Below are 14,187 nucleotides of genomic sequence, written 5' to 3' on the forward strand. Positions count from 1 at the left end.
ACCTGAGGAGAAGTTCATGTCACTGCAGCAGGAAATTATTGAAGCACTGGGTGTCAAGCCCGTTATCGACGCCGACCAGGAAGTGCGTGTCAGCGTCGATTTTCTTAAAGCCTATCTGAAACGTCACAGCGGACTGAAAACGCTGGTGCTGGGGATTAGCGGCGGTCAGGATTCAACCCTTGCGGGCAAGCTGGCGCAAACGGCGATCAGCGAGCTGCGTCAGGAGAGCGGCGATAACGACTACACCTTTATTGCGGTGCGTCTGCCGTATGGCGTGCAGGCGGATGAGCAGGATTGTCAGGACGCGCTGGCCTTTATTCAGCCCGACCGTTCGCTGGCGGTGAACATCAAAGAGTCCGTGCTGGCCAGTGAGCGCGCGTTGAAAGATGCCGGTATCACGTTGTCTGATTTCGTGCGCGGCAATGAAAAAGCGCGCGAGCGAATGAAGGCGCAATACAGCATCGCCGGCATGACCAAAGGGGTGGTGGTCGGCACCGACCATGCCGCTGAAGCGGTCACCGGGTTCTTCACCAAATATGGCGATGGCGGTACTGACATCAATCCCCTTTTCCGCCTGAATAAGCGTCAGGGCAAACAGCTGCTGAAGCATCTTGGCTGCCCGGAACATCTTTATCTGAAGAAACCGACTGCCGATCTGGAAGATGATCGTCCAGGCCTGCAGGATGAAGTGGCGCTGGGTGTCACCTACGAGATGATTGATGACTATCTGGAAGGCAAAAGCATCGATCCTGACAACGCCCGTATTATCGAAGGCTGGTATCTGAAAACTGAGCACAAACGTCGTCCGCCGATCACTGTGTTCGACGACTTCTGGAAGTAATCCTGCGCCTCCTTTGCTCCGGCAAAGGAGGCTTCACTCATTTAATTTGTTGAACGCTGCATGCCTCCCACCGTCTCGCGCGCTACCCTCATCGGGCTTATCGCCATTTTGCTCTGGAGCACCACCGTGGGTCTGCTGCGCAGCGTCAGTGAAGCCTTCGGTGCCACTGGCGGCGCGGCGCTGATCTACACCACCACGGCGATCCTGCTTTGCCTGACCCGCGGTTTGCCCAGACCTGGCGCACTGCCCGCGCTCTACCTGTGGCTGGGCGGTGCCCTCTTTGTCGGTTACGAGATCTGCCTGGCGCTGGCTATCGGGCTGGCCAGCGATCGCACCCAGTCGCTGGAGCTGGGAATGATCAATTATCTCTGGCCCTGCCTGACCATCGTGCTGGCGATTCCGTTTAATCAGCAGCGCTTCCGTGTCTGGCTCTGGCCAGGGCTGCTGCTGTCGCTGCTGGGGATCGTCTGGGTGATGAAAGGCAGTGGCAGCAGTTCGCCCGCGCTACTGTGGCAGAATATACTGCGCAACCCTGTCGCCTATGCACTCGCCTTTATCGCCGCCCTGACATGGGCGGTCTACAACAACCTTACCCGCCGTTTTGCCCGCGGCTCGAACGGCGTCACGCTGTTTTTTATACTGACCGCACTGGCGCTGTGGCTGAAATATGCCTTCAGCGATCGTCCTGTGCCGTTAACGTTCGATCTGATACCGATAATGGAGGTGCTGTTTGTCGGCCTCTCCACTGCTATCGCCTATTCCGCCTGGAATCATGGGATTCAGCAGGGCAATCTGACGCTGCTGGCCACCGCGTCCTACTTCACGCCAGTGCTGTCGGCTCTGCTGGGATCGCTGTGGCTGGGTCTGACGCCGCCGCTGGCTTTCTGGCAGGGCGTTGCGATGATTACACTGGGCTCGCTGATTTGCTGGCTGGCGACACGGCGTCTTTAACAGACAGCTGGCGATCATTTCACCTGCCTGTTATGCTGTATGGACAACCAGTAAATGGAGTCCATTTTGGTCAGACGTGCTGCCATTCTTCGCCCCGAACCCGACGCGAATACAATTTATCAATATCCCGAACACCTGCGTGAATGGCTGGAAGGCCTGCCGAATCATCCTGGCGTCTACACCTTTCATGGCGAAAGTGAGTCACTGCCGCTTTATATCGGTAAAAGTGTCAATCTGCGTTCGCGAGTGATGTCCCATTTCCGCACGCCGGACGAGGCGAAAATGCTGCGCCAGTCACGGCGCGTAAGCTGGATCCCCACAGCAGGCGATCTCGGTGCGCTGCTGCTGGAAGCGCAGATGATCAAAACCCAGCAGCCGCTGTTCAATAAGCGACTGCGCAAAAATCGCCAGCTCTGTTCGCTGCAGATTACCGACGGCAAACCGAATGTGGTTTACGCAAAAGATCTCGATTTCAGTCAGTCACCCAACCTGTTTGGACTTTATCGCAGCCGCTTTGCGGCGCTGGAACGGCTCAAGCAACTGGCGGATGAGTATCAGCTCTGTCATGGGCTGCTGGGTCTGGAAGCGCTGAGTGCGGGACGCGGCTGCTTCCGCTCGGCTCTGCGTCGTTGCGCCGGAGCCTGTTGCGGTAAAGAGCCGGTCAGCGACCATCAGGATCGGCTGCTGGAGGCACTGGAAAATGTGCGGGTTTTCTGCTGGCCGTGGCAGGGTGCCGTAGGTCTGGTGGAGGAAGGCAAAGAGATGACGCAGATCCATGTTATCGATCACTGGTTCTATCTCGGTTCGGTGAGCAGCATGGATGAGGCCAGAAAACTCCAGCGGCCCAAAGGCGGTTTTGATCACGACGGCTATAAAATCCTCTGCCGCCCGATTCTGTCGGGTGTCTACCCTATTCTTCCGCTATAAAAAAAACCGCCGACGCTGCCCACTCACGTTCAGTGGACAGCGTCGGCGGTCTCAGACCGTTCGCTTAACGAATATTATTCAGCCGGTTCTGCTGGGGGCGCCATTTTGCCGTCGTGCGGGGCTTTCTCAGTCAGACGCTTTTCAAAGTTCGCGTTGTACTGTTTCTTCTGCTCCGGCGTCAGCACGTTATAGAGCTTGTTCTGAGTTTCCAGCATCTTCAGCGCATGCTCTTTCGCGTTGGCGGACATCTTCTCTGCCTGCGCTTCGGCTTTGCTCTGGTCAAAGCTGTCAGACGCAATAATGCTGTGAGCCGCGCGACGCTCGTCCAGTGACGGACGTTTCATCTCTTTGTGGCTCTCTTTCATGATGTCGCGCATCTGGGTTTTCTGCGCGTCGGTCAGGTTCAGACCTTTAAACATCATCTCCATGCCGTGGCGCATTGGCGGTTTGTGCATCGCCTTTTCGCTGCCCGCTGGCGGTGGAGTCAGGTTATCTGCTGCTGCATGGACGGCGCTGGCTGCACCAAACGCCAGCGAAGAAGCCAGTAAAAGGGAAGTCAGTTTGCGCATAATAGTGTCCTTATAATTCATGATAATGACGACAGCACTCTGTCGCGTCTTCGGAAACAAGCATACGACGCTGAACGTCAACTACTCAGAGCCTGAGTAAAGCCGTGAAAGCATAAAAGATAAAAAACGGGCAATCATGAAGAGAATAAGAAGAAAGGCGTGAGGAATTGAAAAAGTTTATGAATTTAAAGCGAATTTGGCAGAAATCATGGAGGAGTGTAATGGTTACGACTGGAAAGCGGAAGGCGATCTCCCGCTTTCCTGTCGATTTTTTTAGCGCCGATGAACTGCAACAGTAAGAACGGTTATCACACCGGCAGCGCCTGAGTCTGTTCACCCTCTTCAATCAGCATCAGTCCGGCACGCAGCCCGGCGGCCACGTTGGGATTGGGGAACAGCACATATTCCCGCGCCTGCTGCACGTAATAGCGCGTATTACCATCTTCCGCCAGCAACGTCCCTTGAGGAAACGCGGTAAAGTTCAGCGTTTCCGGCGACATATGCAGCGTAAAGTGCTCACTCAGTCGGGTGATCTGCTGCGCAACCCGATAGTGACGCGGTTTCACCCTCGCGACAGGCATCGCTTCGCCATAGAGCAGAGAAGCCAGCGCCTGCTGCGCCGCGCTGAACTGGCTGAGATCGTTCTCGCCAAACGGCAGCGCCTTGCCCAGTTCAAGCGTGCAGCTGGCCGCACCGAAGTGCTCGCAGCTGAAATGCGTGAAGGTACCGCCTGGCGAGCGATGAAACACCAGCGCTTCCAGCCCGGCAGCGGCCAGCCAGTCCAAAAATGCAGGCGGCCAGGGACGCTCGTTATGCGGCATCACCCCGAACTGAGGGTGATAAGAGCCGCGAATGGCGGTGTGCATGTCGAGGTGCCAGCGCGTCTCATCGCACTCACCCAACTGCCAGAAGGTTTCCAGCGCCTGCTCCAGCCGCAACACGCGGCGGGCCTCATCACCATCATCAATCTGCTGCCAGCGTCCGCCAAATAGCCGGTTGATGTCATAACGCACATAGCGCTTACCGGCGCGTAGCGCTGAGGGATTACCCAGAATGACCAGCATGCGCTGCTGTAACGGCTTTTCGCCTCGCAGCAGCGGGTTAACCAGCTGGTTTACGATTTCTACCGGGGCCGTTTCATTGCCGTGGATCCCGGCAGAGAGCACCAGCGCCTGTTTAACCGGCACCGTCGGCTCCATCAACAGTATGCCGTGATACAACCACTGCCAGCGAAGATGCGCCGTTTCACCACTACGCTTACGCGGCACCTCGCCGGAAAGCGTTTGCTGTAAAAAGTCCTGCATCATTCCTCCTTTGCGCCCTGAGCAGACGGCAGACTGTGCTGCCTCCTGCTTCACTGCTGAAATGCGTAAACATTTCCTAAGTCTAGCAGCTTCGTCAGTTCATCCAGCGCGTCATGTCCCTCACGCAGCAACTGTGGGTCGACCAGATCGGCCTGGGTCAGGCGATCGCGGTAATGACGGTCAACCCAGCTATTCAGTGTGCTGAAGAGGTTATCGTTCATCAGCACCGCCGGATTCACTGCCTGCTGCTCCTCTGGCGTCAGCACGACCCGCAAACGCAGGCAGGCAGGCCCCCCTCCGTTATACATGCTTTCGCGCAGATCAAACACCTTCAGAGCTTTCAGTGGTGTATCCGCCTCGACCTGTTCACACAGGTAGCGCCACACACCCGGATGCTGGCGTGACTCTTCCGGCAATACCAGCATCATCGTGCCGTCGGGACGGCTCAGCAGCTGGCTGTTAAACAGATAAGTCTCTACCGCATCTTTCACCGAGACACGGTCTGCCGGCACTTCCAGAGCGACAAAGCCGGGGATGCGCGCCCGAAGTTGCGCGAGCAGTTCAGGCTGATCAACAAAGGCGTGCTGATGACAGAACAGCATCTGCTGGTTACTGACCGCAATCACATCATTATGAAATACGCCCTGATCGATCACCGCAGGATTCTGTTGGGCGAACAGTACGCTTTCGGGTGAGAGCTGATGAAGGCGGGCAATCGCCTCGCTGGCCTCACGGGTTTGCCGCGCCGGATAGCGCTGCGGCGCTTTGCCTTCGTGGCTGCTGTCGCGGCCATACACAAACAGCTGCACGCCGCGCTCGCCATAGGCACCGCCGAGACGGTTGTGGTTAGCCGCCCCTTCATCACCAAACATCGCCACCTGCGGCAGCGCATCGTGCACGGCAAAATGGCGATCGTCGCGGAAGATGGAACGCAGCAGCCAGGCGGTTTCTGGCGCTTCTATCGCCCGATGAAACTTGTTGTTCAGGTTCGCCACCGTCAGGTGAACCCGGTCATCCAGACTGTCTGCGGACGGCGAAACCGTAGCGGCATTGGCGACCCACATCGCCGACGCGGAGCTGGCGGCGGAGAGTAATCCCGGCGCGGTTTTACCGGCTGACGTCAGCACCTGCTCATCACTGCCGCTAAAGCCGAGCTGACGCAGCACCGCAATGTTGGGTCGCTCGTGCGGCGGGATCACGCCCTGCACGTAGCCCATATCAGCCAGCGCTTTCATCTTCAGCAACCCCTGCTTTGCCGCCAGACGGGGATTCGACGGCTGCAGCTGGTTGCGGGTCGAGGCTTCGTTCCCAAAAGAGAGCCCGGCATAGTGGTGCGTTAATCCTACCAGCCCATCAAAGTTGGCTTCGGTTGCCTTCATGAGCGCTTCTCCGGCGCGGAGAAATCGAGTCCCGGCGACAATGTGGCGGGCAGCGTCAGGTCCGGCGTCTCCAGTGAGGCCATTGGCCAGGCACAGTAATCCGCCGCATACCAGGCACTGGCGCGATGGTTGCCCGAAGCGCCGATGCCACCAAATGGCGCGGTGCTGGCTGCGCCGGTCAGCGGTTTGTTCCAGTTGACGATACCGGCACGGGCTTCCAGCAGCAGCTGATCGAACTGCTGACGTGAAGGCGATATCAATCCGCACGACAGGCCGTAACGGGTCTGGTTCGCCAGCGCTATCGCCTCGTCAAAGGTGTCATAGCGGATTACGCCGAGCAGCGGACCAAAGACCTCTTCATCCGGGATGCCCTGCACACCAGTTAAATCGATAATGCCCGGTGTAAGAATGGCACTGTGACGATCCGGCCAGCGCATCGCCAGCAGCACCTCGCCACCCGCATCAACCCGCCGTTGCCACTCACCTATAATCTTCTCTGCCGCGCCGGTAGAGATCACGCTTCCCATAAAGGGTTGCGGTTCAGCATTCCAGGCGGCCGGCTGCAGTCGCCCCGCCACCTCTGTCAGCCGCTGCAGAAAGGCATCGCCCGCATCACCACGTTTAACCAGCAGACGCCGGGCGCAGGTGCAGCGCTGACCCGCAGTAATAAAGGCTGACTGCACGGTAATATTGACGGCGGCATCCAGGTCAGCCGGATCTTCCACTATCAGGGCGTTGTTCCCGCCCATTTCCAGCGCCAGCATCTTCTCAGGCTGACCGGCAAACTGGCGATGCAGCTGATAGCCGGTATGGGCGCTGCCGGTAAACAGCAGGCCATCGATCTGGCTGCAGGTTGCCAGCGCCTGACCGGTCTCCCGACCACCCTGCAACAGCGCCAGTACACCTGCAGGCAAACCCGCAGCCAGCCAGATCTCAACCGTTTTTTCGGCGGTCAGCGGCGTCAGTTCACTGGGTTTAAAGACCACGCAGTTGCCCGCCAGCAGCGCCGGAACAATATGACCGTTTGGCAGATGGCCGGGGAAGTTGTAAGGGCCAAATACCGCCAGCACGCCGTGCGGACGATGGCGCAGCGAGCTTTCGCCCTCATGCTGCTCACCGGTGCGGCTATGGTACGCCTTCACCGAAAAGCCGATTTTGTTGATCATCGCACCGACTTCGGTCAGTGCTTCCCAGCGTGGCTTGCCGGTTTCACGGGCAATGGTTTCTGCCAGGTCTGTTTTGTGAACCTCAAGCCCGGCCGCAAATTTCTCAATAATCGCCTGCCGTTCCGCCAGCGGGCGTCTGGCCCAGCCCGGAAAGGCAGCGCGCGCCGCGTCACAGGCTGCCGTGACCTGTGCGACTGATGCCGCCTTGCCCTGCCATAACGTCTCGCCGCTGACCGGATCCGCTTTCGTCAGGACCTCCGCGTCACCGTCTACCCATTCTCCCTTTATCAGGTGCGTCATGCTGTTTTCTCCTCTTTGCAGAGCGTCACTACGCGCAGGCTGTCGCCCGGCTGACAGTGGAGCGCCCGCATCTGTTCATCCGTCAGTTGCACGCTGTCGCTGTCGGCATGGGCCGGGATCAGCACCACACGGAACTGGCGGTAATTGTTATTAGCAACCAGACAGAGTGGCGCATCCGCCGGATTTTCACCCCGTTCAGCGCTGCGCAGACGACTTTTACGCACGGCGCGGATGTGGTCGATATCGCACTCCAGCGTCGGGCCGCCATCAAAAATGTCGACATAGTTAAGGTAGCGGAAGCCCTCCGCCTCCAGCACGGCACGGGCAGGTGCCGTTTGTGGATGCACCTGTCCGATGACCGCCTGCGCCTCTGGCGTCAGGTAATCAATATAGAGCGGATGCTTCGGCATCAGCTCAGCAATAAAGGATTTCTGGCCGGTGCCGCTGAGGAAATCGGCTTTGCTGAATTCCATTGAGAAGAAGCGGCTGCCCACGCTCTCCCAGAATGGCGAATGCCCCTGCTCATCGCTGACGCCACGCATCTCAGCTACAACCCGATTCGTGAAGTGCTCACGGAAATTAGCCATAAAGAGGAAGCGGGATTTCGACAACAGGTAGCCATTTTTGCCGTCACGGTAATCGGGATCGAGAAATAGCGTGCAGAGTTCACTGCTGCCAGTGTGATCGTTACTCAGTGACAGGGTTGGCAGCGCGGCATAGACATTCAGTTCTTTTGAGGCATGCACCTGCGTGCCGACACGAAAGTTATACCAGGGCTCCTGCAGGCCGACAGCCACTTCAATGGCACAGATGCCGACGGCGCGGTTATCTTCGCTGTCCGCCAGCACAAAGACATAGCCCTGTTCAGCGCGGGGCAGCGTACCCTCCCAGGTCTGCAGCGATCGATCAATACGCGCCTGTAACGTTGCGCTATCGACGGGCAGCGAGGTCAGCCCGCCACCGGTTTTGCCGGCCAGTGCCATCAGCTGACTTAAGTCATCGCGTTCAACGGGACGGATTACCATCATGATGCGGACCCTCGGACCAGACGCTCACACACCTCGGCAAAGCGAGCCATGCCCAGCTTCACTTCCTGCTCACTGATATTCAGTGCCGGGGCAAAACGCACCACGTTGGCACCGGCAATCAGCACCATCACGCCCATCTCAGCGGCGGCCAGGTTGATCTCTTTGGCTTTACCGGCAAAGTTGTCGCTCAGTACGGCACCAATCAGCAGCCCCAGACCGCGCACTTCTTTAAACAGATGCAGACGCTGGTTGATCTCATCCAGTGCCGCAACAATCCACGCGTGACGTTGTGTGACACCGGTCATCATCTCAGGCTGATTGATCAGCTCCATCACTTTACCGGCCACCGCACCCGCCAGCGGATTGCCGCCATAAGTGGTGCCGTGGGTGCCAACGCCCATCACCATTGCGAGATCTTCGCGGGTCAGCATCGCACCAATCGGGAAGCCGCCGCCCAGCGCTTTAGCGCTGGTGAGTACATCCGGCGTGACACCATAATGCATGTAGGCGTAAAGCGAGCCGGTGCGGCCAACGCCGCTCTGCACCTCATCAAAAATCAGCACGGCCTGATGCTTATCACAAAGTTCACGCAGTCCGCGCAGAAACGCCGGATCGGCAGGCAACACGCCGCCCTCACCCTGAATCGGTTCAACAATCACCGCGCAGGTGTGGTCATTAATCAGTTCAGCCGCAGCGGCCAGATCGTTAAATGGCGCATGCTGAATCTCTGGCGGCAGCGGTGCAAAATCTTTTGAGTAAGCGGGCTGCCCTCCGGCTGACACAGTAAACAGGGTGCGTCCGTGAAACGCATTTTTGAACGCCACGATACCACTTTTATGCGGCCCGACCCGGTCATGCGCCACTTTACGCGCCAGTTTCAGGGCTGCTTCGTTCGCTTCCGCGCCGGAGTTACAGAAGAACACACGGTCAGCAAAAGTGGCGTCAATTAACTGTTTCGCCAGCCGCAGGATCGGTTCGTTGGTGTAGCCATTCCCGGTGTGCCATAACCGTGCGGCCTGGTCCTGCAACGCCTGTTGTAAAGCCGGATGCGCATGTCCTAACGCATTGACGGCAATGCCACCAGCAAAGTCGATATAATCCTTGCCGTTTTGATCCCAGACGGTGGAGCCTTCCGCGCGAACCGGTATAAAGGTCGCAGGTGCATAAACCGGCATCATCCATTGATCGAAATCGTGACGTGAAACGTGCAGTGCCATAACCCATTCTCCTGCGTGACTTTACCGGCTGGGTAAAGCTTATGTTTTAAAATTGTTAAAAGATGTTGTAATGCTGCCCTACTGTAGAGTGCAGTTAACGTGCCAGCCAGAGAATTAATGCATAAAATGGTCTTCACAACGTAATATCAATAACTTACAACCAATCAATATTCACTTAATTTGCATATATAGTGAATAATTGTCTGATTGCAGCGGCATAGCCGGGTTTTAAACAGCGGAATTATGCATTCACGGGATGAAATATCGCTTTTGTGATCGCTGATAAATTATCTCTCCAGAAAACCCCCGCCGGCGCCCTGTTTTAGCGCGGTTTGCCTCACACTGGTGCAGCGCGGGATCGATGAGTCATCCTTCCAAAAGACGCTGATCGTTTAGATTTAACAAAATAATTTCATTTATCGCGACTGACGCAGAGATCCGTGCATCTGAACCTGATTAATTAATCAGCAACCAGACGATAATTTGATCAGTGACTGGAAAGATTATTTCTGGCGTGATTATATGGAATAAAAATATTATTCATTAAAATATGTTCAGATATTAATATGCACGCTAATGGTTAGAATGAAAACATTACAATTTTATTCTTCTACACCTGTTACTCATAATTAATGCATTGAACGCGTTGATTTAAAAATGAACAGACGGGATTTGTTAATGTCACCCTGGAACAAATCAAACCCATGATTATAAAGGATTAAGTTAAAATTACCCATAATTTTATATAAGAAGAAAATCTTATTATCTTTTCAGTTAATCTCCTTCTCTATCGCTTTCCTGCCTGCGGAATATCTAAATCACATTTTGTTACTTATATTCCACTTTGTAAATTTATCTTTTTGTGTCATTTTCTTTTCGCCCCGCATCAGGGGAATAATAATTAATGAAGACAGGATAATAATTAAATGATGAAGCGCACTTCACTGGCGGTTGTTATGCCGTTACTGATCGGTCTCTCCTCCGCACAGGCCGCAGAAGTTTATAACAAGGATGGCAATAAGCTGGATCTGGTCGGCAAGATTAACGTATCTCACCTTTTTTCAGATGATAATAATAACAACGGTGATACCTCCTCTTATGCCCGCTTTGGTTTTAAAGGTGAGACAAAGATTACTGATCAACTCACTGGCTATGGTTTCTGGCAGTATCAGTACAGCCTTCACAACTCCGAAGGCAGTGATGCGCAGGCGACCAACCGTACCCGTCTGGGTTATGCAGGCCTGAAGTTTGGCCAGGCGGGATCGCTGGATTATGGCCGCAACTATGGCCTGGTGTATGACGTGTTGAGCTATACGGATATGCTGCCATTCTTCGGCGGCGACTCCGGTTATACCGATGCCTTCCTCTCTGGCCGCTCAACCGGCGTGCTCACCTGGCGTAATAGTGATTTCTTTGGTCTGGTAGACGGATTAAACCTTGCAGCGCAGTATCAGGGCAAAAACGACCGCAGCAATAATATCGATGGCGTACGTCGCTCCAACGGTGATGGTTTCGCCCTGTCCGCGTCTTATGACTTTGATTTCGGTCTGAGCTTCGCTGGCGCGTTTGCCAGTCTTGATCGCACGACCGCGCAAAACAGAGCCGCACGTGGTGAAGGCGAGAAAGCCCAGCACTGGGCGACGTCGGTCAAATATGATGCGAACCAGGTTTATCTGGCCGCCATGTACGGTGAGACCCTGAATGCCACCCCAATTAGCGGCGGCTTCGCTAACAAAGCGCAGAATTTTGAAGCTGTGGCGCAGTACCAGTTCCTGAACGGTTTCCGTCCATCCCTGGGTTACGTCTCATCAAAGGGCAAGGACATTGAGAATATCGGCGATGCCGACATCATTAAATACACCGCAGTGGGTGCGACTTACTACTTCAACAAGAACATGTCGGTTTATGGTGAATACCGCATTAACCTGCTGAAAGATAACAATCCGCTGGGTCTGGCAACCGACGACATTACCGCGCTGGGTCTGATTTACCAGTTCTGATGTCATTATGGGCCTGGCACTTCACGCCAGGCCCGTTTATTGTCTCACGCCACACTTCAGACACCGTCACGCGGCGTTAACCCAGTGCCCTGACTAAGCTGACGGCTACCGTCGCTTCCTGCATCAGTTCTTCCACATTGGCAGACGCCAGCAGCGTGGTTGCCTGTCCGGCAGGCACCGGACGAGTGAAAAGATAGCCCTGACCGTAATCACAGCCGCGTTTTCTCAGCCATCTCAGCGTGGCGACATCTTCTATCCCCTCTGCCGTGATCACCACATTCAACCCCTGACAGAGCGCCAGTAGCGTTTCAACGACTTTCCGCTGCTCCGATCCGGTCACGATGCCGGCGATAAATGACTGATCAATTTTGATTTTGGTAATACCCAGCCCCAGCAATACCGACAGGTTGGAATAGCCGGTGCCAAAATCATCCAGTACCACGCCGATACCTGTCTCTTTCAGCTGACGAATCGCCTCGCGGGCATCATCGGAAATGGCCATAACATTTTGTTCGGTGATTTCGAGTTCCAGCATTACCGGTCCGGCATGCTGCATAATGCGAGACAGACAGCTGGTGAGTGACGGTCTCAGCAGCTGTTCCGGAGTGATGTTCAGCGACAGGCAGAGCCCGGCGGGCCATGCACGGGTGGCACTGACCGCATCCTGCAGAAGCGCCACGGTCATACTGTCCATAAGCCCCAGTCGCTCCACCACCGGCAGAAACTCTGTGGGTGAAACCGTCTGGCCTGACGCAGTGATCCAGCGTGCCAGTATCTCAAAACCGGTAATGTTTCCGGTGCGCAAAGAGACCAGCGGCTGGAGAAAGGGAACGATGGCGTGACCGCTGACGGCGGCCACCACCTCCTGCTCCAGCCATTCACGCTGGCGAAAGCGCAGCTCCATGTCCGGGGAGAATCGTGCCAGATGAGAGCACTTATCCTGCTTCGCTTCATATAACGCCAGGTCGGCCGCCCGCATGACATCAGCCTGCCCCGTACAGGCGGAACTTGCAATGCCTGCTGAGAGGCTCAGAAAGGTGTGCGGCCCTGTCCGTATCGATGCTGCCTGTTCGCATAAACTTTCGGCGAAAGTCTGCGCCTGCTCAGCCTGTGAATCTTCGGCAACAATGGCGAATTCATCCCCGCCCACACGAAACACCTTGCTCGTGCTGCCTGCCGAAGCGGTCAGCAGATCAGCCAGTGCGATCAGGGTCGCGTCACCCTGACGATGGCCATTCAGATCATTGATACTCTTGAAGTGATTAACGTTCAGCAGAGTCAGAGTGTAGGCCGCCCCGCATGCTTTAAGCGAAGCAATGTGTGCATTGAAGGATCGGCGGTTCATAACACCGGTCAGCTCATCGGTTCCGGCTAGCCTGAGTGCGTTTTTTTCCGCCCTTCGGGTTTTGCGAATCAGCCCCGCGATAAGCAGCGCAGGAACAACCATCGCCAGCACGGCAAACGAGGAGGAGGTGAGAATAAACCGCAATCGCTCGCTGATTTCAAAACTTGTATCGTAGCCCAGGCCAAGCAGGCGGCAAATCCGCGCTTCAAGCCCAAACTCCCACAGTGTGGAGAGTAAAATAATGGTCGCAATATTCAGCATTGCGAGCCAGAAAAGTTTCAGGCGCATGCGTTAGTTCCCGGTGATGGCAAGTATCAGAGTTTTGTTTTAATGATCAGTAAAAAAACCGGGGCGTACTTCTCATACCCTGTCAGTTAAGCCGTCTGCAATAAGCCCGCCTCCGCTATGTCTGGACATAGCATTCGCCCGTTCTCAGCCTTACGGCAGCAAGACAAACGATCGGCGGAGCCCCGAACATGTCGGTTCCGTCATCAATCCTGCTGAGTGTTCTATCGGCAGCGCGGGCAAAATTAACAGGCCAGTCCAGTTATATTTGTGAACACGGACGGCTTTAACCGCTTAAGCAGTATGAACAGCCTGCGGGTTCTCTGAGGAAAGCAAGCCCTGGCATTAGACGATAAAAACAGGTTTATCAATCTATTGGCCTCTTATTTCTATCCACGCTATTACAACAGGGTGAACGCATGAGACAGAGGGACGGAAAACCTCTCATTTCTCTGGACACTCGTGCGCAGTGGTCCTTAACGGAAATAATAAAATCGCCAGCAGCTGGACGCCGCGCCCTGACGCGTTAAAAGCACACCCGATTCCCGGAAAGGCTGACACCGAAGGTCGATTACACGGGCAATGTGCTCCTGTCAGCCCGCCAAAGTGCTTAAATTTTGCAGTCGATTTACTCTGTATTACATCAATAAGCGCGAGGTAAGCCGGAAGGTACATCCGGTTATATTGACTTCAATTTAGTTTGACTCAATACTGTGCTTTCTTTCAGTCAGACGTGCACTGTAGCCTGCTCCCTCCGTCGCGATAGCGCCTGAACATCTGATGTCTGACACCAGCAAAGAGAGGCTGCAACAAGCCATTTCTCCTGAGACACTTAGCGAGAATTCAAGGCTGGCAAACTGCCCGTCATCGGGCTT

The 14,187-nt window shown here is 55.4% G+C and carries 11 protein-coding genes; 4 read left to right on the forward strand and 7 right to left on the reverse strand.

The genetic code is table 11. The features are described from left to right. The first annotated feature begins 16 nt into the window (after window positions 1-16). From nadE to cho, 3 genes are all read left to right on the forward strand, one after another. The gene (nadE, locus tag IAI47_RS11055; protein WP_008926176.1) at window positions 17-841 is read left to right on the forward strand and encodes an ammonia-dependent NAD(+) synthetase; all 825 of its coding nucleotides are present in this window, start codon (window positions 17-19) and stop codon (window positions 839-841) included. 60 nt (window positions 842-901) lie between these two features. Then, on the forward strand, window positions 902-1,792 hold the full coding sequence (gene yddG, locus IAI47_RS11060) for an aromatic amino acid DMT transporter YddG (protein ID WP_008926175.1): 891 nt from the start codon (window positions 902-904) through the stop codon (window positions 1,790-1,792). Between the two features lie 66 nt (window positions 1,793-1,858). Continuing rightward, the gene (cho, locus tag IAI47_RS11065; RefSeq protein WP_039660501.1) at window positions 1,859-2,719 is read left to right on the forward strand and encodes an excinuclease Cho; all 861 of its coding nucleotides are present in this window, start codon (window positions 1,859-1,861) and stop codon (window positions 2,717-2,719) included. Window positions 2,720-2,793: 74 nt separating this feature from the next. Here cho and spy read toward each other — a convergent pair whose 3' ends face one another. The 6 genes from spy to IAI47_RS11095 form a co-directional block, all read right to left on the reverse strand. Further along, window positions 2,794-3,288: an ATP-independent periplasmic protein-refolding chaperone Spy gene (gene spy, locus IAI47_RS11070; protein WP_003848356.1), complete on the reverse strand. Its 495-nt coding sequence runs from the start codon at window positions 3,286-3,288 to the stop codon at window positions 2,794-2,796. Between the two features lie 308 nt (window positions 3,289-3,596). Next, window positions 3,597-4,592 carry a succinylglutamate desuccinylase gene (gene astE / locus IAI47_RS11075; protein WP_003848357.1) on the reverse strand — a complete coding sequence of 332 codons (996 nt, stop codon included), beginning with the start codon at window positions 4,590-4,592 and terminating at the stop codon, window positions 3,597-3,599. A 50-nt stretch (window positions 4,593-4,642) separates the two neighbouring features. Next, complete coding sequence (gene astB / locus IAI47_RS11080) at window positions 4,643-5,971, reverse strand: N-succinylarginine dihydrolase (RefSeq protein WP_008926173.1); 1,329 nt, start codon at window positions 5,969-5,971, stop codon at window positions 4,643-4,645. Continuing rightward, window positions 5,968-7,437, reverse strand: a complete 1,470-nt coding sequence (gene astD / locus IAI47_RS11085; protein WP_008926172.1) for a succinylglutamate-semialdehyde dehydrogenase — start codon at window positions 7,435-7,437, stop codon at window positions 5,968-5,970. The genes astB and astD overlap by 4 nt, the downstream gene beginning before the upstream one ends. Next, entirely contained in the window at window positions 7,434-8,465 is a 1,032-nt protein-coding gene (gene astA / locus IAI47_RS11090; protein ID WP_008926171.1) for an arginine N-succinyltransferase, read from the reverse strand. The genes astD and astA overlap by 4 nt, the downstream gene beginning before the upstream one ends. Further along, a complete protein-coding gene (locus IAI47_RS11095; RefSeq protein ID WP_003848361.1) occupies window positions 8,462-9,682 on the reverse strand; it encodes an aspartate aminotransferase family protein in 1,221 nt (406 codons plus the stop codon). Before IAI47_RS11095 ends, astA begins: the two co-directional genes overlap by 4 nt. 926 nt (window positions 9,683-10,608) lie before the next feature. On the opposite strand from IAI47_RS11095, the gene IAI47_RS11100 reads away from it, so the two are divergent. Continuing rightward, window positions 10,609-11,682 carry a porin gene (locus IAI47_RS11100; protein WP_008926170.1) on the forward strand — a complete coding sequence of 358 codons (1,074 nt, stop codon included), beginning with the start codon at window positions 10,609-10,611 and terminating at the stop codon, window positions 11,680-11,682. Window positions 11,683-11,758: 76 nt separating this feature from the next. On the opposite strand, the gene IAI47_RS11105 is transcribed toward IAI47_RS11100, so the two are convergent. Beyond that, the gene (locus IAI47_RS11105; RefSeq protein WP_187961127.1) at window positions 11,759-13,315 is read right to left on the reverse strand and encodes a bifunctional diguanylate cyclase/phosphodiesterase; all 1,557 of its coding nucleotides are present in this window, start codon (window positions 13,313-13,315) and stop codon (window positions 11,759-11,761) included. Window positions 13,316-14,187 lie beyond the last annotated feature (872 nt).

This window comes from Pantoea sp. MT58 (assembly GCF_014495885.1).
GTDB lineage: Bacteria > Pseudomonadota > Gammaproteobacteria > Enterobacterales > Enterobacteriaceae > Pantoea > Pantoea eucalypti.